The following is a 23,222-nucleotide window of genomic DNA, read 5'->3' as shown; positions in this document are numbered from 1 at the left end:
GTGAGATCACCGCTGCGTATGCGGCTGGGGTGCTCACGTTGGCTGACGCCGCCGTGTTGGTTTCTGCTCGGGGTCGGTTGATGCAGGCGTTGCCGTCGGGTGGGGCGATGCTCGCGGTGCGTGCGTCTGAGGTCGAGGTTCGGGAGGCATTCCCCGGGATCGACATCGCGGCGGTGAATGGTCCGGACGCGGTGGTGGTGTCCGGCGCCGAGGCTGAGGTCGAGCGGGTGGTGGGGCTGGCTGCGGAGCGGGGGTGGAAGACGTCGCGGTTGCGGACGAGTCACGCGTTCCACTCGCGTCTGATGGAGCCGATGCTGGCCGAGTTCGCCGAGGTTGTTCGTGGGTTGACCTTCGGTGAGCCGACGGTCCCCGCAGTGTCGACGGTGACCGGCGCGGCGGTCGCGCCGGGCGAGTGGACCGATCCGGATTACTGGGTGCGGCAGGTTCGCCAGCCGGTCCGCTTTGCCGACGCGGTTGCCGCTCTGGGGACCGAGCGGGTGTTCGAGCTCGGTCCGGACGCGGTGCTCACCGCTCTGGTCGGTGCCGTGACCCCGGACGTCGTGGCGGTGGCAGCGCTACGCCGGGACCGGCCCGAGGTCACCACCCTGCTCAACGCGCTCGCCGAACTGCACTCGACCAGCCTCACGATCGACTGGAAGGCGGTGCTGGGCGGCGGCAAACGCCTCGACCTGCCGAGCTACGCCTTCGACCATCAGCGCTTCTGGCCACACCGCCGGCCCCTGCACACCGTTGATGCCACCGCTCTCGGCCTGGCCGAGACGGGCCATCCGATGCTCGCCGCGACCATCGCGCTCCCGGACGCGCCGGGGATCGTGCTCACCGGTCGGCTGTCGGTCACCACTCACCCGTGGCTGGCCGACCATGTGGTCTTCGGCGCCACGGTCGTCCCCGGCACCGCCCTGGTCGAGATGGCGCTCGCCGCCGGTGCCCGAATCGGCGCCCCGGTCCTCGACGAACTGCTGCTCCAGGCGCCGTTGACGCTTCCGGCGTCCGGCGGCGCGCAGGTCCGGACCACGATCGGCGCGTCGGACGGCGACGGACGGCACCCGGTCGCCGTTCATGCCCGGACCGACGACGAGGCTCCCTGGGCCCTGCACGCGAGTGGCGTGCTCTCCGCGTCGGACGAGACGCCGGCCGAGCAGGACGCCGACCTGGTCGTGTGGCCGCCGGTCGACGCCGAGGCATGCGGCCTCGACGGTGTGTACGAGGCGTTCGCCGACGCGGGCCTGGGCTACGGGCCGGTATTCCGGGGCCTGCGACGTGCCTGGCGTACCGACGGAGCCGTCTTCGCCGAGGTGGCGATTACCGAGCCGACCGACGGGTACGGTCTGCACCCGGCCCTGTTCGACGCCGCGCTGCACGCTCTCGGGATGGGTGGCCTGCTGCCGGCGGCCGACGGAGCGCAACTGCCGTTCGCCTTCTCGGGCGTACGGGTGGTCGGTCAGCCCACCAACTCGCTCCGGGTCCGGCTTACCGCTGGCCGCACCACCGACTCGGTACGGCTGCTGCTCGCCGACGCGTCAGGTCTTCCGGTCGCCTTTGTTGACGGTCTGGTGCTGCGTCCGGTCTCGGCCGCCCAGCTCCGGTCGGGCGTGCCCGACCGGTTGCTCTACGCCGTGGACTGGGTGCCACAGGACGTGGCCGTGTCGGCGGATGCGCCGGTGGTGATGGTGCTCGGCGATGGGTTGCCGGATTCGGCTCCTGTGTTGTTGGTGGATGCGACGGCTTCGGGTGCGGCTGGTGATCGTGCGGCTGCCTTGTTGGGGTTGTTGCAGTCGTGGTTGGTTGATCCGGGGTGGGTTGATTCGCGGTTGGTGGTGCGGACGTTTGGTGCGGTGGGTGAGCGGGTCACTGATCCGGATGGTGCGGTGTTGTGGGGGTTGGTGCGGTCGGCGCAGTCGGAGCATCCGGACCGCATCTACTTGCTTGATGGTGCGGAGGATGTGTTCTATCCGGTGCCGCAGGTGGTGGTGCGTGATGGTGTGGTGCGGGTGCCGAGGCTGGTCCGGCTTGCCGTGTCTGGCGGTGCGGTCGATCTCGGTGGTAGCAACGACGGTGTTGTGGTGGTCACCGGGGCGACGGGGACGCTTGGTGGTCTGATCGCCCGTCATCTGGTGGCGGTCCATGGGGTACGGCGGTTGTTGCTGTTGTCTCGTTCGGGTCGTGAGGTGGTGGTGGACGGGGCGGAGGTCCGTTCGGTCGCGTGTGACCTGGCCGACGGGGCTGCGGTCGCGGCCGTGTTGCGTGACGAGCCGGTGACCGCCGTTGTTCACGCGGCTGGTGTGCTCGACGACGCGTTGTTGGCTGACCTGACTCCGGAGCGCCTGGAGAACGTGTTCCGGGCGAAGGTTGATGCGGCTCGGAATCTGGTGTCGGCGACGGCGGACAAGTCGTTGCGGGCGTTGGTGTTGTTCTCGTCGGCGGCGGGTCTGTTCGGTAACGCGGGTCAGGGTAACTACGCGGCGGCGAACGCGTTTCTGGACGCGTACGCGGTGCGGCTTCGTGCCGAGGGTGTTGCGGCGACCTCGCTCGCCTGGGGTCTGTGGGACGCCGGCATGGGTGGCGCCCTGACCGACGCCGATCGGGAGCGGATGCGGCGTGGTGGTGTGGTGCCGTTGACGCCGGAGCAGGGACTGGCCGCCTTCGACGCGGCGCTCGTCAGCGACAGTCCGGTTGTCGCGGCCTTGGGCGTCGACACCATGGCTCTCCGCACCGCCGACTACGTATCACCGCTGCTGACCGGGCTGGCACCGAATCGGGTCACGATCACGCGGGACAGCCCGCTGGCCCAGCGCCTGGCCGTACTTCCCGAGCACGACCGGGCCCGCGCCCTGCTCTCGCTGGTCAGCGCCCAGCTCACCGCCGTTCTCGGGTATGCCTCCCCGGATCAGCTCGACCACGAGCGGGCCTTCAGTGAGCTGGGCTTCGACTCGCTCACCTCGGTCGAGCTGCGCAACCGCCTGGCGGCCGTGACCGGGCTTCGCCTGCCGTCCACGCTCGTCTTCGACTACCCGAACGCCGCGTTGCTGGCCGCCTTCCTCGGGGAACAGCTCTCCCGTGTGACCGGGCCCGTCGCCACGACCACCCATCGCGTCCGGGTGGACGACGACCCGATCGTGATCGTCGGCATGGCCTGCCGTTATCCCGGTGGAGTCGCTTCCCCGGAAGAGCTGTGGAACATGGTGGTGGCCGGCGGAGACGGGGTCGGCTCCTTCCCCGACGATCGCGGCTGGGACCTGGAGAACCTCTACCACCCCGACCCCGACCATCCCGGCACCTCCTATACGCGCGAGGGCGGGTTCCTCCGGAACGCCGGTGATTTCGATCCTGGCCTGTTCGGGATCTCGCCACGTGAGGCGTTGGCGATGGACCCGCAGCAACGTCTTCTGCTGGAGACGTCGTGGGAGGCTTTCGAGCGGGCTGGGATCGACCCGATGGGACTGCGCGGCAGGCAGATCGGGGTCTTCGCCGGTGTGATGTACCACGACTACGGCTCGCAGACCGCCGAGGTGCCGCCGGGTGTCGAGGGTTTCCTCAGCACGGGCAGTTCGGGCAGCGTCGCGTCCGGTCGGGTGTCGTACACGTTCGGTCTGGAGGGGCCGGCGGTGACGGTGGACACGGCGTGTTCGTCGTCGTTGGTGGCGTTGCACCTCGCGGTGCAGGCGTTGCGTAGTGGTGAGTGTGACGCGGCTCTTGCCGGTGGTGTGACGGTGATGGCGACGCCGAACACGTTCGTCGGTTTCTCGCGGCAGCGTGGGTTGGCGGCCGACGGTCGGTGTAAGTCGTTTGCCGAGGGTGCGGATGGTACGGGTTGGTCCGAGGGTGTCGGCATGTTGCTGGTGGAGCGGTTGTCCGACGCGGAACGTCTCGGGCATCCGGTGCTGGCCGTTGTCCGGGGCAGTGCGGTGAACCAGGACGGCGCGTCGAACGGCCTGACCGCGCCGAATGGTCCGTCGCAGCAGCGGGTGATCCGGGCGGCGTTGGAGTCTGCCGGCTTGGGCGCGTCCGAGGTGGACGTGGTCGAGGCGCACGGTACGGGTACGTCGTTGGGTGATCCGATCGAGGCGCAGGCGTTGTTGGCGACGTACGGGCGGGATCGGGTTGGTGGGCCGTTGTGGCTGGGTTCGGTGAAGTCGAACCTCGGTCACACCCAGGCCGCCGCCGGTGTCGCCGGGATCATCAAGATGGTGCAGGCGATGCGGCACGGTGTTATGCCGGCGACTTTGCACGTGGACGCGCCGTCGTCGCGGGTTGACTGGTCGGCGGGCGCGGTGGAGCTGCTCACGGCCGCGCGGGAGTGGCCGGTGGTGGGTCGGCCGCGTCGGGCGGCGGTGTCGTCGTTCGGGATCAGCGGCACCAACGCCCACGTCATCCTCGAAGCACCGACGGCCGAACCGGCTCCGGCAGCCGTCGCCACATCGCGGATCGTTCCCATGGTGCTCAGCGCTGCCGAGCCGGAGGCGCTGCGACAGGCCGCCGAGCGGCTTCGGCAGGGACTACCGGTCGGCGTACCCCTGGACCGGGTTGGCCGGGCTCTGGCAACCCGAGCGCGACTGCGGCACCGCGCCGTTCTCCTTGCGAACGACGATGCGGCCCTGGATACCGGGTTGGCGGCGGTCGTTGACGGATCTCACCCGCTGGTGGGCACGGCCGGTCCTGGTCGTCTGGCGGTGGTGTTCACGGGTCAGGGTTCGCAGCGGTTGGCCATGGGTCGGGGGTTGTACGAGGCGTTCCCGGTTTTTGCGGCGGCGTACGACGAGGTTGGCGGGTTGTTGGGTTTGCCGGTGCCGGACGAGGCGGTGGTGGATCAGACGGGTTGGGCACAGCCGGCGATCTTCGCGGTTGAGGTGGCGTTGTTGGCGTTGGTTCGCTCTTGGGGTGTGAACCCGGATGTGGTGGCGGGTCATTCGGTTGGTGAGATCACCGCTGCGTATGCGGCTGGGGTGTTGTCCCTGCCGGATGCTGCCGTGTTGGTTGCTGCTCGGGGTCGGTTGATGCAGGCGTTGCCGGCTGGTGGGGCGATGCTCGCGGTGCGTGCCTCTGAGGTCGAGGTTCGGGAGGCGTTTCCGGAGGTTGACGTCGCGGCGGTGAACGGTCCGGACGCGGTGGTGGTGTCGGGGGCCGAGGCTGACGTCGAGCGGGTTGTCGGGCATGGGTGGAAGACGTCGCGGTTGCGGACGAGTCACGCGTTCCACTCGCGGTTGATGGAGCCGATGCTCGCGGACTTCCGCGCCGTCGTGCGGACCCTGACGTTCGCCGAACCAGTGCTGGCGGCTGTTTCCACCGTGACCGGCGCGGCGGTAGCGCCGGGGGAGTGGACCGATCCGGAGTACTGGGTGCGGCAGGTTCGACAGCCGGTCCGGTTCGCCGACGCGGTTGCCGCCCTCGGCGCCGAGCGGGTGTTCGAGCTTGGCCCGGACGGCGTGCTGACCGCCCTCATCGGCGACACGAGCCCGGACGTGACCGTGGTGGCCGCGCTGCGGCGGGACCGGGACGAGACCACGACATTGTTCGGCGCCCTGGCCGAACTCTTCGTTCGAGGGCAGCACGTCGAGTGGCGTACGGTGCTCGGTGACGGTGGCCGCGCCGACGTACCCACCTATCCGTTCCAGCATCAGCGGTACTGGCTGGAACCGACGCTACCGACCGGCGGCGTGACCACCGCCGGCCTCGATGCCCTGGACCACCCGCTGCTCGCGGCGACGGTGGAGCTTCCCGACAGCGCCGCACTGCTGTTCACCGGAACCCTCAACACCTCGAATCAGCCCTGGCTCGGCGACCACCGTGTACACGACACGCCGATCGTCCCGGGCACCGCGCTGGTCGAGCTGGCCCTGGCTGTCGGGGATCGGGCCGGTACGCCGGTGGTGGAGGAACTGGTCCTGCGTGACCCGCTGGTGGTGCCGTCCGGGGCGTCCATCCGGCTACAGGTCCTGGTCGCGGCGCCCGAGGGCACCGGCCGGCGTACGGTGACGATCTTCTCCCGCGCGGACGACGAGCCCGCCGCATGGACCACCCATGCCACCGGTGTACTCACCGCCGCGCCCACGCCCAGCGACAACAACACCGAACTGGTCGTCTGGCCGCCGGCTGGCGCCGACGAACTCGACCTGGACGGCGCGTACGAGGCGTTCGCGGACGCTGGACTGGGCTACGGGCCGGCGTTCCAGGGCCTGCGGCGGGTCTGGCGGCGCGGCGAGACCGTGTTCGCCGAGGTTGCGGTCGACCAGGTGACCGACGGATTTGCCGTACATCCGGCCCTGTTCGACGCGGCGCTGCACGCGATCGGCGTCGGTGGGTTGCTCACCGCGGGCGGTGCTCAACTGCCGTTCACCTTCTCCGGTGTGCGCTGGGAGCGGCCGGCGGGCGCGGCCCTGCGGGTACGGCTGGTGCCCGGCCCCACGGCGGGCGCGGTGCGGCTCACCATGGCGGACCCCTCCGGACTCCCGGTCGGCGAGGTCGAGAACCTGGTACTGCGCCCCATGACGGCCGGGCAACTGACCAGCAGCGCCGACCGCTTGTTGTTCGGCGTCGAGTGGGTGCCGCAGGAGGTTGCCTCGGCTGCCGAGGTTCCGGTGGTGATGGCGCTCGGCGATGGGTTGCCGGATTCGGCTCCTGTGTTGTTGGTGGATGCGACGGCTTCGGGTGCGGCTGGTGATCGTGTCGCCCGTCTTTTGCGGTTGTTGCAGTCGTGGTTGGTTGATCCGGCGTGGGTTGATTCGCGGTTGGTGGTGCGGACGTTTGGTGCGGTGGGTGAGCGGGTCACTGATCCGGATGGCGCGGCGTTGTGGGGGTTGGTGCGGTCGGCGCAGTCGGAGCATCCGGACCGCATCTACTTGCTTGATGGTGCGGAGGATGTGTTCTATCCGGTGCCGCAGGTGGTGGTGCGCGATGGTGTGGTGCGGGTGCCAAGGTTGGTGCGGGTTCGTCCGTCGGATCCGGTGGAGTTCGGTGACGGTGTTGTGGTGGTCACCGGGGCGACGGGGACGCTCGGTGGTCTGATCGCCCGTCATCTGGTGGCGACCCATGGGGTACGGCGGTTGTTGCTGTTGTCTCGTTCGGGTCGTGAGGTGGTGGTCGACGGGGCGGAGGTGCGTTCGGTCGCGTGTGACTTGGCCGACGGGGCTGCGGTCGCGGCTGTGTTGCGTGACGAGCCGGTGACCGCCGTCGTCCACGCGGCTGGTGTGCTCGACGACGCGTTGTTGGCTGACCTGACTCCGGAGCGCCTGGAGAACGTGTTCCGGGCGAAGGTTGATGCGGCTCGGAATCTGGTGTCGGCGACGGCGGACAAGTCGTTGCGGGCGTTGGTGTTGTTCTCGTCGGCGGCGGGTCTGTTCGGTAACGCGGGTCAGGGTAACTACGCGGCGGCGAACGCGTTTCTGGACGCGTACGCGGTGCGGCTTCGTGCCAAGGGTGTTGCGGCGACCTCGCTCGCCTGGGGTCTGTGGGACGCCGGCATGGGTGGCGCCCTGACCGACGCCGATCGGGAGCGGATGCGGCGCGGTGGTGTGCTGCCGTTGACGCCGGAGCAGGGGCTGGTTGCCTTCGACGCCGCCCTCGGCACCGGAACCGCACTCGTCGCCCCACTGGTGATCGACATCAGCGCCCTGCGCGACGCGACCGTTGTCCCGCCGCTCCTCCGGGGCCTCGCGCCGGCCCGCGCCAACGCCCCGGCCCGGGACGTACTCGGGCGGCAACTGGCGGCCCTGCCCTCGGCCGAACGCGATCACGCCGTGCTCGGTCTGGTTCGGACCCAGGTCGCCGAGGTCCTCGGGTACGCCTCCGCCGACCGGGTGGCGGCTGGTCGGGCCTTCACCGAACTGGGCTTCGACTCGCTCACCGCGGTCGAGCTGCGCAACCGTCTGACCGCCGCGACGGGGCTGCGCCTGCCGTCGACCCTGGTCTTCGACTATCCGACCGTGGCCCTCCTGGCCGCCTTTGTCTCCGGAGAACTTGCCGGCGGAGACACCGTCGCCACCACCACCGTCGCCACCACGGTTGATCCGGGCGAGCCGATCGCGATCGTCGGCATGGCCTGCCGCTACCCGGGCGGCGTCAGCACCCCGGACGATCTCTGGGAACTGGTCGCGACCGGCCGGGACGGGATTGTGACCTTTCCCGACGACCGTGGTTGGGACCTGGAAGCGCTCTATCATCCGGACCCGAGCAACCCGGGTACGTCGTACACCCGCCACGGTGGCTTCCTGCGCGACGCCGCCGACTTCGATCCGGGCCTGTTCGGGATCTCGCCACGTGAGGCGTTGGCGATGGATCCGCAGCACCGGTTGCTGCTGGAGACGTCCTGGGAGGCGTTCGAGCGCGCCGGAGTCGACCCGCAGGCCCTGCGTGGTTCACGTACCGGGGTGTTTGTCGGTGTGATGTACAACGACTACGGCCTGGTGCTCGACCAGTCGACCGACAACGCCGAGGGCTTCCTCGGTACGAGCGGCAGCGTCGCGTCGGGGCGGGTGTCGTACACGTTCGGTCTGGAGGGGCCGGCGGTCACGGTCGACACGGCGTGTTCGTCGTCGCTGGTGGCGCTGCACCTCGCCGTGCAGGCGGTACGCAACGGTGAGTGCGATTCGGCCCTGGCCGGCGGGGTCACGGTGATGGCCACCCCGGCGACCTTCGTCGGCTTCTCGCGGCAGCGTGGCCTGGCCGCCGACGGCCGGTGCAAGTCGTTTGCCGAGGGTGCGGACGGCACCGGCTGGGGCGAGGGTGTGGGCATGCTCCTGGTGGAGCGGCTCTCCGACGCCGAGCGTCTCGGGCATCCGGTGTTGGCGGTCGTCCGTGGCAGTGCGATCAATCAGGATGGTGCGTCGAACGGCCTGACCGCGCCGAATGGTCCGTCGCAGCAGCGGGTGATCCGGGCGGCGTTGGAGTCTGCCGGCTTGGGCGCGTCCGAGGTGGACGTGGTCGAGGCGCACGGTACGGGTACGTCGTTGGGTGATCCGATCGAGGCGCAGGCGTTGTTGGCGACGTACGGGCGGGATCGGGTTGGTGAGCCGTTGTGGCTGGGTTCGGTCAAGTCGAACCTGGGTCACACGCAGGCCGCCGCCGGTGTCGCCGGGATCATCAAGATGGTGCAGGCGATGCGGCACGGTGTTATGCCGGCGACGCTGCACGTGGATGCGCCGTCGTCGCGGGTTGACTGGTCGGCGGGCGCGGTGGAGCTGCTCACGGCCGCGCGGGAGTGGCCGGTGGTGGGTCGGCCACGTCGGGCGGCGGTGTCGTCGTTCGGGATCAGCGGCACCAACGCCCACGTCATCCTCGAAGCCGCACCCGCGCCGCCGGCCCAGGTTGAACCGGCGACGCTGCCGGTGACCCCGATCGTGGTCGCCGCCGCCGACCGGGAGGCCCTGCACGCACTGGCCGTCCGGGTCGCCGACCGGTCCGACCTGCCGCTGGCACGGCTCGCCGCCGGCCTGGCCACCCGGGCGGCCCTGCCGTACCGCGCCGTGCTCCTGGCCGAGGACCGTGACGCGCTCGCCGAGTTCGCCGAGCGGGCCGTCGCCGGTGTCGCCACCGAAGGACGTCTGGCGGTGGTCTTCACCGGGCAAGGTTCGCAGCGGGCCGGGATGGGCCGAGAACTGTACGAGTTGTTCCCGGTCTTCGCGGCGGCGTACGACGAGGTCCGTGAGGCGCTGAACCTGTCGGAGCCGGACGAGACGTCGGTCGACCAGACGGGCTGGGCCCAACCGGCGATCTTCGCGATCGAGGTGGCCCTGCTGGCGCTGGTGCGCTCGTGGGGCATCACGCCCGAGGTGGTGGCGGGGCACTCGGTCGGCGAGATCTCCGCCGCGTACGCCGCCGGGGTCCTGACCCTCGCCGACGCGGCCAAGCTGGTCACCGCGCGCGGGCAACTCATGCAGGCCCTTCCGGTCGGTGGCGCGATGCTGGCGATCGGGGCGGCGGAGGCCGAGGTACGGGCGGCCCTCCCGGATCTGGACGTCGCGGCGGTGAACGCGCCGAACTCGGTCGTGGTCTCCGGTGCGGAGACGGAGATCGAGCGGGCGGCGATGCTGGCGTCGGAGCGGGGCTGGAAGACCAACCGCCTGCGCACCAGCCACGCCTTCCACTCCCGGCTGATGGAGCCGATGCTCGCGCGGTTCCGTGCCGTCGTGGAGACGCTGGTCTTCGCCGAGCCGACGATCCCGGCCGTCTCCACGGTCACCGGGGGACCGGTCGAGCCGGGCCAGTGGAGCGATCCGAACTACTGGGTGGCGCAGGTCCGCGAGCCGGTACGGTTCGCCGACGCGGTGGCGGCCCTCGATGCCAGCCGGGTGCTCGAACTCGGCCCGGACGGCGTGCTCACCGCCCTGGTCGGGGAGACGAAGCCGGACGTGACGGCGGTGGCCGCGCTGCGCCGGGACCGCCCGGAGCCGGACACCCTGCTGCGGGCGGTCGCCGAGCTGTTCGTGCACGGTCAGCCCGTCGACTGGGCCGCCCTGGTCGGCCGGGCCGTGGCGGACCTGCCGACCTATCCGTTCCAGCACCGGCGGTTCTGGCCCCGGCCCCGGGCCGGCGTCACCGGTGACGTCACCGGCCTCGGCCTGACCGGCACCGGTCACCCGATTCTCGGGGCCGCTGGCGAGATGCCCGGTACCGGCATGGTGCTGTTCACCGGTTCGCTCGCCGAGGCGACCCACCCCTGGGCACTGGACCACACCGTGCACGGTCGCACCGTTGTGCCGGGCGCCGCGCTGGTCGAGATGGCGCTGACGGCCGGTGCCCAGGTCGGCGTGCCGGTGCTGGACGAGTTGCTGCTGCACGCCCCGCTGCTCCTGCCGCGCCGGGAGACCGTACAGGTCCGGGTCACCGTCGGTGCGCCGGACGAGGCGGCCCGCCGGCCGGTGACCGTCCACTCCCGGACCGGGGCCGAGGAGCCCTGGACCGAGCACGCGGTCGGCCTGCTCTCCACCGGGGAGAGCGTTGCCGAGCCGGTCACCGTCACCGTGCCGGCCGGGGCCGACGAACTCGACCTTGCCAACTTCTACCCGGCCATGGGTGACGCCGGCCTGGGGTACGGGCCGGCGTTCCACGGCCTGCGTCGAGCCTGGCGTGCCGGGGACGACGTGTACGCCGAGGTCGAACTCGCCGAACCGGCCGCCGGCTTCACGCTTCACCCGGCGCTGCTGGACAGTGCGCTGCACGCCGTCGCCGCCGGTGGTCTGCTCGCCGGCCCGGACATCCACCTGCCGTTCGCGTTCTCCGGTGTCCGACTGCTGGCCGGTGGCGCGACCGCGCTGCGGGTCCGGCTGAGCCCGGACGGGCCCGGCGGCGTACGCCTGACGATCGCGGACGGCACCGGCCTGCCGGTGGCCCAGATCGACCGGGTCGCGCTGCGGCCGGTCGCGGCGCAGCCGCTCGCCGGCACCGCCGGGCTCTACACCGTGCGGTGGCGGCCCGCCCCGGAGGTTGTCGCCGACGCCGAGGCGACGGGTTGGCACCACCTGCCGTTCGGCGAACCGCTGCCGGTCCTGCCCGACGCGCCCCCGGTCGTCCTGCTCGACGCGACCGCCCCACCTCCGGCCGATCCGCTCGCGGTCCGGCAGGCGCTCACGGTCGCCCTCGGCATCCTCCAGTCCTGGGTCACCGACCCGGCCTGGGCCGCCAGCCACCTGGTGGTGCTGACCCGGGGTGCGGTGGCCGCCGGCCCGGCCGACACCGTGTCCGGCCTGACCCACGCCGCGCTCTGGGGCCTGGTCCGGGCCGCCCAGACCGAGAACCCCGGCCGGTTCACGCTGATCGACACCGACACGAGCACCGGCACCGACCCGAGCACCGACACCGACACCGACACCGACGGGGGAGCGCTGGTCGCGGGCGTGGTCCGGGCCGGGCTCACGCAGGCGGCGATCCGGGCCGGCACCGTGCTGGTGCCGCGCCTGGTCGAGGCGGCGACCGCGCCGAACGTACCCGGCACGCTCGATCTCGGTGCGGAGACGGTGGTGCTCACCGGCGCCACCGGAGCGCTCGGTGCCGCCCTGGCCCGGCACCTGGTCACCGGGCACCGGGTGAAGAACCTCCTGCTGGTCAGCCGGCGCGGTGCCGAGGCACCCGGTGCCGCCGCACTGGTCCGCGAACTGGTCGAGGCGGGCGCCGAGGTCCGGCTGGAGGCGTGCGACCTGGCGGACCCGGAAGCCGTACGCCGGCTGCTCGGCCAGGTCCGGGTCGGCGCGGTGCTGCACGCCGCCGGAGTCACCGACGACGCGATGCTCACCTCGCTGACACCGGACCGGCTGTCGACGGTCCTGGCCGCCAAGGTCGACGCGGCGGTGAACCTGCGCGAGGCCACGGCCGGTCAGTCGCTGCGCGCGTTCGTGCTCTTCTCGTCGATCGCGGGGCTGCTCGGTAACGCGGGTCAGGCCAACTACGCCGCCGCGAACGCGTTCCTCGACGCGTACGCCGCCCGGCTCCGGACCGAAGGCGTCCCGGCCACCTCGCTGGCCTGGGGGTTGTGGGAGGCAGGTCTGGGCTCCGCCCTCGGCGACGCCGACCGTGACCGACTCCAGCGGGGCGGGATCGTGCCGCTGCCCACCGGGGACGCGCTCGCCCTCTTCGACGCCGCCCTCGGCGTCGACGCCGCCCTGGTCGCCCCGGTCTGCCTCGACCTGCCCGCGCTGCGTCCGGCGGCCGCCGCCGGACGGCTTCCGGAACTGCTCACCGGCCTGGTACCGGTGCCGGCGTCGACCGGTCCGGCGGCCCGCCCGGTCGCCGCTACCGGTCGGGATCGTGCGCTGAGCACGCACCTGGCCGCGCTGACCGCCGCCGAGCAGACCCGTACGCTGCTCGGCCTGGTCCGCGGCCACGCCGTCGCGGTGCTCGGCCACGGCAGCCCGGCCGAGATCGGTGACAACCGCGCCTTCGGGGAGTTGGGCTTCGACTCGCTCACCGCGGTCGAGTTCCGGAACCGGCTCGCCAGCGACACCGGCCTGCGGCTCGCCCCGACGCTGATCTTCGACCACCCGACACCGCTGGCGCTGGCCGAGGCCCTGCGTGACCGGCTCGCCCCGGCGGCGGGTGAGGCCGACACGGCGCTTCTGACCGAGCTGGCCCGGCTGGAGTCCAGCCTGGCCACGAGCACCCCGAGCGAGGCGACGCGGACCACGGTCGCGCTCCGGCTGCGAGCGCTGCTCGCCGGCTGGACCACCGCCGCCGGGTCGACCGGTGCCGACGACGCCCCGACCGCCGATGCCGACATCGCCGCCGCCGACGACGACGAGCTGTTCAGCCTGCTCGACAGCGAACTCGGCACGAACTGACCCGCCCCGAGCAGATGGAGTTGGCGAGACATGGACACCGAAGCGAAGCTCCGCGACTATCTCAAGCGGGCGACCGCCGACCTCCGTCAGGCCCGCCGTGACCTCGTCGAGGTCCAGGAGAAGGCGGCCGAGCCGATCGCGATCATCGGCATGGCCTGCCGCTACCCGGGCGGGGTGAGCACGCCCGAGCAGCTCTGGGACCTGCTGGACGCCGGTCGGGACGCGGTCACCGGCTTCCCGGGAGACCGTGGCTGGGCGTCGATCGAGGGTGACTTCGCCCAGGAGGGTGGCTTCCTCGACGACGCGGGCGCGTTCGACCCGACCGTCTTCGGTATCTCCCCGCGTGAGGCCCTGGCCATGGACCCGCAGCAGCGGCTCCTGCTGGAGTGCGTGTGGGAGACGTTCGAACGGGCCGGACTGGACCCGCTCGGCGTCCGGGGCTCCCGTACCGGGGTGTTCGCCGGGGTGATGTACCACGACTACGCCGCCCAGTTGACCGCGCTGCCCGAGGGCGTCGAGGGCTACCTGGCCACCGGCACCTCCGGAAGTGTCGTCTCGGGTCGGGTCGCGTACGCCTTCGGTCTGGAGGGACCCGCGCTGACCATCGACACCGCCTGCTCGTCGTCGCTGGTCGCACTCCACCTGGCGGTGCAGTCGCTGCGCCGGGGCGAGTGCGCGATGGCGTTGGCCGGTGGGGTCACCGTGATGGCCAGCCCGAGCACCTTCGTCGAGTTCGCCCGGCAGGGCGGGCTGGCGGCCGACGGGCGCTGCAAACCGTTCGCCGAGGCCGCCGACGGCACCGGCTGGTCCGAGGGCGCGGGGGTGGTGCTGGTCGAGCGCCTCTCCGACGCCCAGCGCCTCGGCCACCCGATCCTCGCGGTCGTACGGGGCAGCGCGGTCAACTCCGACGGCGCCTCCAACGGCCTGACCGCGCCGAACGGCCCCTCCCAGCAGCGGGTGATCCTCGACGCGCTGGCCGACGCCCGGCTCACTCCGGCCCAGGTCGACGCGGTCGAGGCGCACGGCACCGGAACCCGGCTCGGTGACCCGATCGAGGCACAGGCGTTGCTCGCCGCCTACGGTCGGGACCGTACGGCCCCGCTCTGGCTCGGTTCGCTGAAGTCGAACCTGGGCCACACCCAGGCCGCCGCCGGTGTCGGCGGGGTGATCAAGATGGTCGAGGCGATGCGTCACGGCGTGCTGCCACGGACGCTGCACGTCGACGCGCCCTCGTGCCACATCGACTGGTCCAGCGGCGCGCTGGAACTGCTCACCGAGGCCAGGCCCTGGGCGGTCGGGGACGCCCCGCGCCGGGCCGCGGTCTCCTCCTTCGGCTTCAGCGGCACGAACGCCCACGTCGTCCTCGAACAGGCACCGGCCGCCGTCGCCGCGCCGATGGGGACGGCGGCGGTCGTTCCGGTGCCGCTCGCCGGGGCCGACCGGGAGGGGTTGCTGGCCCTGGCCGGCATGGTCCGCGACCACCTGTCCGCCACGGACGTCTCGCTGGCCGACGTGGGTGCCACCCTGGTCGCCCGGGGTGGGCTGCCGGCACGGGCGGTGGCCTGGGACGCCGAGAGCCTGGACGCGGTGGCCGCCGGGACGGGGTCGGTCACCGGGACCCCGCTCGGCAGTGCCGACGTGGTGTTCGTCTACCCGGGACAGGGCGGTCAGTGGCTCCGGATGGCCGTCGGGCTGCTGGAGACGCCCGCGTTCGCCGACCGGCTGCGCGAGTGCGACGCGGCGTTGGCGCCGCTGGTCGGTTTCTCGGTGGAGGAGGTGCTGCGCGGCGGGGACGAGTGGCTGTCCCGGGTGGAGGTGGTCCAGCCGGTGCTGTGGGCCGTCGGGGTGGCGCTGACCGCGTGGTGGGCGTCGTACGGCGTGGTCCCGGCCGCGGTGGTCGGCCACTCGCAGGGTGAGGCCGTCGCCGCGGTCGTGGCCGGGGCGCTGTCGGTCCGGGACGGCGCCCGGGTGGTGGCGGCCCGGTCCCGCGCGCTGGTGGACCTCGACGGCACCGGACGGATGGCCTCGGTCAGTGCCCCGGTCGCCGACGTGCGGGCGTGGTTGGCCGAGCCGGGCTGGTCGGGCCTGGTGGTGGCCGCGGTGAACTCCCCGACGCAGGTCGTGGTGGCGGGGGAGCGTGCCCCGGTCGAGGCGTTCGTGTCCTGGTGTGACACCCAGGGGGCGCGGGCCCGCCTGGTGGAGGTCGGGTACGCGTCGCACTCGCCCCAGGTGGAGCCGGTACGCGACGACGTCCTCGGCGCGCTGGTCGACCTGAACGGCGAGGTGCCGTCGATCCCGTGGTACTCGACCCTCACCGGCGAGCGGGTCACCGAGCCGGTGGACGCCGCCTACTGGTGGGCGAACCTGCGGCAGCAGGTGCGGTTCGCCCCGGTGGTGGAGCGGCTCGCCGCCGACGGCTTCCGGCTCTTCGCCGAGGTGTCGGGGCATCCGCTGCTGACGCTGGCGTTGGAGCAGTGCGTTCCGGACGCCGGGGTGTGGGGGACCCTGCGGCGGGGCGAGGACGGACCGGCCGGGCAGATCCGGGCGCTCGGCGAGGCCTGGGTACGCGGCGCCTCGGTCGACTGGCGGGCCTGGCCCACCGACGGCCACTGGCGGCCCGGCCTGCCCACCTATCCCTTCCAGCGGCAGCACTACTGGCTCGCGTCCGCACCCGGCACCGGCGACCTCGCCGGTGCCGGGCTGGAGGGCACCGGCCATCCGTTGCTCGCCGCCGCGGTCCTGCTGCCCGACTCGGAGACGGTGGTCTTCACCGGGCACGTCTCCCGCAGCGCCCAGCCGTGGCTGCTCGACCACGACGTACTCGGCTCGGTTCTGGTTCCCGGCGCGGCACTGCTCGAACTCGCCCTCGCGGCCGGCGAGTGGACCGACGCCCCGCTGGTCGAGGAACTCCTCCTCCAGGCACCGATGGCACTGCCCGAGACCGCCGGTCTCGACCTGCGCGTCACCGTCAGCGCGCCCGAGCCGGGGACCGCCCGCCGCACCGTCGCGATCCACTCCCGCGCCGACCGGGAACACCCGTGGACGCCGCACGCGACCGGGACCCTCCGTCCGGCCGGACCCGCGCCCGCGCCGGCCGACCTGCCGTGGCCGCCACGGGACGCCGAACCGGTCGACGCGGACACCATCTACGCGGTACTCGCCGACACCGGTCTGACCTACGGGCCGGCGTTCCAGGGACTGCGTCGGGTGTGGCGCCGCGACGGCGAGATCCTCGCCGAGGTCACCCTCGACCCCGGCAACGGCCCCGACGGGTACGGCGTACATCCGGCGCTGCTCGACGCCTGCCTGCACGCCCTCGCCGCCGGTGGGCTGGTGCCCGCCGAGGACGGCGCGGCCCGGCTGCCGTTCGCCTTCAACGGCGTCCGGCTGCACGCCGTCGGCGCCGGCTCGCTCCGCGTCCGGTTCACCGCTGCGGAGGGCGCGGAGACGGTCCGGCTGCACGCCGTCGACGACGCCGGGCTGCCCGTACTCGACATCGACGCGCTCGCGGTCCGGCCGGTCGCCGCCGAGCAGGGCGGCGCTGTCCCCGAGGCGCCGCTCTACACCCTCGCCTGGGTCGACGCCCCGATCGCGCCGGAGCCGTCGCAACGGCTCGGCGACGCGGCCCCGAGCCCGGTGGGCGTGACCGGTCCGCTGACGACGATCGCGCTCGGCGAACCACTGCCCGAGGAGACCGGCGACGTGCTGGTGCTGGACTGCGCGACCAGCGCCGTACCCGACCCCGCCACCGTACGGGCCGAGACCGGGCGACTGCTGGAGACCCTGCGACGGTTCCTCGGTGACGCGCGGCGCGGCGGCACCCACCTGGTGGTGCGTACCGACGGGGCGGTTGCCGCCGACCCCGGGGACACCGTGCCGGGGCTGGCCGCCGCCGCCCTGTGGGGACTGGTCCGGTCCGCCCAGAGCGAGCACCCGGGCCGGCTCACCATCGTCGACGCCCCCGCCACGGACCGGATCCCGGACGTGCTGCGGGCCGGTCACCCCCAGGCGGCGGTACGCGGCGAGCGGATCCTGCTGCCCCGGATCGCCCGGCACCCGGTGCCGGAGCGTGACCTGCCCGACCTGACCGCCGGTACGGTGGTGCTCACCGGCGCCACCGGCACGCTCGGCCGCCTTGTCGCCCGGCACCTCGTCGCCGCCCACGGTGTCCGTGACCTGCTGCTGCTCTCCCGCTCCGGCGGTGGCGCGGACCTCGACCGACCCGGCGACGGCGACGGGCTCGACCGGGTACGGGTGCGGGCGGTTGCCTGCGACGTCACCGACCGGGCCGAGGTCGAGGCCGCGTTGCGCGGTGTGACGGTCAGCGCCGTGATCCACACCGCCGGGGTGCTCGACGACGGGCTGCTCGCCGACCTGACGCCCGACCGCCTCGACGCGGTCCTGCGTCCCAAGGTGGACGCCGTCCGGAACCTGCACGAGGCCACCGCCGGGCAGCCGCTCGCCGCGTTTGTGCTGTTCTCCTCCGCCGCCGGCCTGTTCGGCAACGCCGGGCAGGCGAACTACGCCGCCGCGAACACCTTCACCGACGCCTTCGCCGCCTTCCGCCGGGCCCAGGGGCTCCCGGCCACCTCGCTGGCCTGGGGCCTCTGGGACACCGACGCTGGCATGGCCGGGAGTCTCACCGACGCCGACCGGCGCCGACTGCGCCGAGGCGGTGTGCTGCCGCTCGCGGCCGACCAGGGCCTGGCCCTGTTCGACGCCGCGCTGCGGGCCGACGCTCCGCTCGCCGTACCGGTCGCGCTGAGCCTCTCCGAGCTGCGGGACAGCGCCGGCAGCGGCCTGCTTCCGCCCGTCCTGTCGGGACTCGTTCGTACCGGCCCGCGCCGGTCCACCGCCGCCGGCAGCCCGGACTCGTTCGGCCGGCGGCTGACCGGGCTGGCCGAGGCCGAACGCGAGCAGACCGTGATCGAGCTGGTCCGTTCCACCATCGCCACCGTCCTGGGTTTCGCCTCCGGTGGCGTGGTCGACGGCAACCGGGCGTTGCGCGAGTTGGGCTTCGACTCGCTGACCTCGGTCGAGCTGCGCAACCGGCTCCAGTTGGCCACCGGGTTGGTCCTGCCGGCGACGCTCGCGTTCGACTACCCGAACGCCCGCGCCATCGCCAGGTACCTGCTCGACCAGGTGGTCGGCGCGGACGACCGGTCGCCGGTGCGGGCGCAGTCGGCGCCGACCGGACCGGGGCGTACCGACGAGCCGATCGCGATCATCGGCATGGCCTGCCGGTTCCCCGGTGGGGTGCGCTCCCCGGAGGATCTCTGGCGGCTGCTGCACGACGGTGTCGACGCGATCGCCGGCTTCCCGACCGACCGGGGCTGGGACCTGACCGGGACCGACTTCACCCAGCAGGGCGGCTTCCTGTACGACGCCGGCGAGTTCGACGCCGGCCTGTTCGGCATCTCGCCGCGTGAGGCGCTGGCGATGGACCCGCAGCAACGGCTGCTGTTGGAGATCTCCTGGGAGGCGTTCGAGCGCGCCGGGCTGGACCCGTTGGGGCAGCGTGGCTCCCGTACCGGGGTGTTCGCCGGTCTGATGTACCACGACTACGGCACCGGACTGTCCACGCTGCCCGAAGGAGTCGAGGGCTACCGGGCGACCGGGGTCTCCGGCAGCGTCGTCTCCGGTCGCGTCGCGTACGTCTTCGGTCTGGAAGGCCCCGCCCTGACCATCGACACCGCCTGCTCGTCGTCGCTGGTCACGTTGCACCTGGCGGCGGAGTCGCTGCGTCGCGGCGAGTGTGAGCTCGCGCTGGCCGGCGGTGTCTCGGTGATGGCGAACCCCGCCACCTTCGTCGAGGTCGCCCGGCAGGGCGGCTCGGCCGCCAACGGCCGGTGCAAACCCTTCTCCGCCGCCGCCGACGGCGCCACCTGGTCCGAAGGCGCGGGGGTGCTCCTGGTCGAGCGGCTCTCCGACGCCCAGCGGCTGGGTCACCCGATCCTCGCCGTGGTACGCGGCAGCGCGGTCAATCAGGACGGTGCGTCGAACGGTCTGACGGCGCCGAACGGTCCGTCGCAGCAGCGGGTGATCCGGCAGGCGTTGGCGAACGCGGGGTTGCGTCCGCGGGACGTGGATGTGGTGGAGGCGCACGGTACGGGTACCACGTTGGGTGATCCGATCGAGGCGCAGGCGTTGCTGGCGACGTACGGTCAGGATCGGTCGGGTGAGCCGTTGTGGCTCGGTTCGGTCAAGTCGAACCTCGGCCACACGCAGGCCGCCGCCGGGGTCGCCGGGATCATGAAGATGGTGCTCGCGCTCGGCCACGGCGTGCTGCCGCGCAGCCTGCACATCGACGCGCCCTCCCCGCACATCGACTGGGACTCCGGCGCGGTGGCCCTGCTGGAAACCGAGCACCCGTGGCCGGACGCCGGACGGCCGCGCCGCGCCGCCGTCTCGTCGTTCGGCATCAGCGGCACCAACGCCCACATCGTCCTGGAGCAGGCCCCACCCGTACCGCCGGCACCGGAGAACCCGCCGCTGCCGGTCGTCCCGCTGCTCCTCTCCGGACGCACCAGCGGCGCGCCCGCCGCCCAGGCCCGCCGGTTGGCCGCGTACCTGCGGGACCGTTCCGACGTACCGCTGGTCGACGTGGCGCACACGCTCGCCCGGCGGGCCACGCTGGAACACCGCGCGGTCGTGCTGGACCAGTCCGGGCTTTCCGCCCTGACCGACGGGCGACCCTCGGCCGACGCCGTCACCGGCGTGTCCGGCCCGGCCGGCGGGGTTGTCTTCGTCTTTCCCGGGCAGGGCGGCCAGTGGGAGGGCATGGCAGCCGATCTGCTCGACCGTTCGTCGGCGTTCGCCGCCCGGCTGCGCGAGTGCGACGCCGCGCTCGGCGCGTACCTGGACTACTCGGTGGAGGCGGTGCTCCGGCAGGAACCGGGGACCCCGTCCCTGGACCGGCTCGACGTCGTCCAGCCGGTGCTCTTCGCCGTCATGGTCGCGCTGGCGGCCTGGTGGGACGCGCGCGGCGTCACCCCGGCGGCCGTTGTCGGGCACTCCCAGGGTGAGATCGCGGCTGCCTGCGTGGCCGGTGCGCTCACCCTCGACGACGCGGCCCGGATCGTCGCGCTGCGCAGCCGGGAGATGATGGCGATCGTCGGTGCCGGCGCGATGCTCGCGGTCGCCGCCGCCGAAGCCGACGTGGCCGCCCGGATCGCCGCGCACGAGCGCGAGACCGGGCGGAGCGAGTTGGAGATCGCCGCCGTCAACGGGCCGGCTGCCGTCATCGTGGCCGGTGAGGGCGCCGCGATCGACGCGCTGGCCGCCCGGTACGAGGCGGACGGTGTCCGGGCCCGCCGGATCAAGGCCAGCGCCGCCGGGCACTCCGTCCAGGTCGAGGTCCTCCGGGACCGGGTCCTGGAACTGCTCGCCCCGGTACGCATCGGCGCCGGCCGGGTGCCGTGGTACTCCACCGTGCGGGCCGAGCCGATGGGGCCGGAGGACGGTGCCGGCTACTGGTACGACAACCTGCGGCAACCGGTCCGGTTCGCCGCGGCCGTCGAGCGGCTGCTGGCCCAGGGGTACCGGCACTTCGTCGAGGTCAGTCCGCATCCGGTGCTCACCGCCGGAGTCCAGGACATCGCCGCCGCCGGCTCGGCCGACGCGGCTGTGGTCGGCACGCTGCGCCGGGACGAGGCCGGTCCCGCCCGGGAGATCCGTACCCTCGCCGAGGCGTGGGTGGTCGGCGTGCCGGTCGACTGGGCGACCGTGCTCACCGGCGGTCGCCGCCCGCTGGACGTGCCCACCTACGCCTTCCAGCACCAGCACTACTGGTTGGCCGACACACCCGGCGTGTCCGGTGCGGCGTCCGACGAACCACAGGACGAGTTCTGGGCGGCGGTCGAGGCCACTGACGCCGCGACCCTGGGCAAGACCCTCGGCGTCGACCCCGGCGCCCTCGCACCGGTGCTGCCGGCGCTCGCCGGGTGGCGTCGTGACCAGCGGGAACGCTCTCAGCTCGACGGGTGGCGGTTCCGGGTCGCGTTCAAGCCGCTGCCCGAGCCGGAACCGGGTTCGCTCTCCGGCACCTGGCTGGTGCTGCACCCGGCCGACGTCGACCCGGGCGAGGTGACGCTCGCGCTGGTCGGCGCGGGTGCCGACGTCGAGCAGAGCTGCGACTTCGACCGGGAGACGCTGAGCGCCAAGCCGTACGCGGGCGTTGTCTCGCTGCTGGCGACGCACGACGACGAACAGTCGGTGGGCGACACGTTCGCCCTGGTGCAGGCGATCGGCGGCCTGGACGTCAGGCTCTGGATCCTCACCCGGGGCGCGGTCGCGGCCGTACCCGGTGACCCGGCGTCCCGGCTCGCCGGGGCACAGGTGTGGGCGCTGGCCCGCACCTTCGCGCTGGAACACCCGGAGTCGTGGGGCGGTCTGGTCGACCTGCCGGCGACGATGGACGGTCGGGCCGCCGACCGGCTCGCGGCCGTACTGGCCGGGCTCGACGACGAGGACCAGGTCGCCGTACGCGCCACCGGTGTGCTGGCCCGCCGGCTGTTGCCCGCGCCGGCCGACCCGGGCGCACCGCTCTGGGAACCGCGTGGCACCGTGCTGGTCACCGGCGGCACCGGCGCGCTCGGCGCCCACGTGGCCCGCTGGGCCGCCGGATCGGGCGCCGACCACGTCGTGCTCACCAGCCGTCGCGGCGACACCGCCCCCGGGGCGGCAGAGCTGCGCGAGGAACTCGTCGCGCTCGGCGCGCGGGTGACCATCGCCGCCTGTGACACCGCCGACCGGGCCCAGGTCACCGCACTCCTTGCGAGCCTGCCCGAACCGGTCACGTCGGTGGTCCACACCGCCGGCACGCTCACCCCGGTCCTGCTCGCCGACTCCACCCCGCAGGAGCTGGCCGAGGTCCGCTCCGGCAAGGTCGAGGGCGCGGTCCACCTGCTCGACCTGCTCGACCCCGCGCACCTGGAGCAGGTCGTGCTCTTCTCGTCCAACGCCGGCGTCTGGGGCAGCGCCCGCCAGGGCACGTACGGCGCAGCCAACGCGGCTCTCGACGCGCTCGCCGAGCAGGCGCGGGAGCGGGGACTGCCGGTCACGTCGGTGGCCTGGGGGCTGTGGGCCGGTGGCGGGATGGCCGAGGCGACCGGCGGCGAGGACTACATGCGCCGACGCGGCTTCCGGGGCATGGCACCCGAACTCGCGATCACCGCGATGCGGCAGGCGGCCGGAGCCGGGGACGTGTTCCTCGCGGTGGTCGACGTCGACTGGCCGGTCTTCGCACCCGCCTTCGCGTTCGCCCGGCCCCGCCCGCTGATCGCCGACCTGCCCGAGGTGCGGGCCCTCGCGGAGACGACCGAGGTGGCTCCGCCGGCCGACGCGGGCGCCGCGCTGCGCCAGCAACTGGCCGCCGCCGCACCGCACGAGCACGAGCAGATCGTGCTGGACCTGGTACGCGGCCACGCCGCGGCGGTGCTCGGTCACGACGGCGCGGACGCGGTCGACGCCCGACGACCGTTCAAGGAGTTCGGGTTCGACTCGCTCACCGCGGTCGACCTGCGCAACCGGCTGACCGCCGCCACCGGCCTGACCCTGCCGGCGACGCTGGTCTTCGACCACCCGACGCCGACCGCCGTCGCCCGGCTGCTGCTGGAGCGCCTGGTCTCCGGCGGTGGCACCGGCGAGGAGTCCGTACTGGCGACGATCGACGAACTCGCCGGGGCGCTGGCCGCCATCGCCGACGACACCGCGCTGCGGCTGCGGGTCGGCATGCGGTTGCGCGGTCTGCTCGACGGGCTCGGCGACGCCCGGGAGCCGGGGCCGGAGTCGGTCACCGGAACGCTCGAATCAGCCAGCGCCGACGAGGTGTTCCGCTTCATCGACGAGCTCGGCGTGTCGTAAATGCCCAGCTAGGGGAGGCGTAGGGGTAGGCCGGCCGCCGGGCGGCCGCCTACCTTCGGCCGAGGCTGGCAG

At 73.1% G+C, this 23,222-nt stretch carries 2 protein-coding genes; both read left to right on the top strand.

Translation table 11 applies throughout. From position 1 onward, the window contains the following. Positions 1-5 precede the first annotated feature (5 nt). On the top strand, positions 6-13,286 hold the full coding sequence (locus tag ACI2K4_RS35765; RefSeq protein WP_404517585.1) for an SDR family NAD(P)-dependent oxidoreductase: 13,281 nt from the start codon (positions 6-8) through the stop codon (positions 13,284-13,286). Between the two features lie 30 nt (positions 13,287-13,316). Continuing rightward, a complete protein-coding gene (locus ACI2K4_RS35760; protein ID WP_404517584.1) occupies positions 13,317-23,150 on the top strand; it encodes a type I polyketide synthase in 9,834 nt (3,277 codons plus the stop codon). Positions 23,151-23,222: the final 72 nt, after the last annotated feature.

Origin of the sequence: Micromonospora sp. NPDC050397 (genome assembly GCF_044901685.1) — a bacterium.
GTDB lineage: Bacteria > Actinomycetota > Actinomycetes > Mycobacteriales > Micromonosporaceae > Micromonospora_G.
Note: the sequence above shows the minus strand (reverse complement) of the source record. Positions and strands in the feature narration are given on the sequence as shown.

Bases quoted from the DNA above. Each gene is read 5' to 3' on its own strand.
- ACI2K4_RS35760 (WP_404517584.1), top strand. From the start codon at position 13,317: ATGGACACCGAAGCGAAGCTCCGCGACTATCTCAAGCGGGCGACCGCC.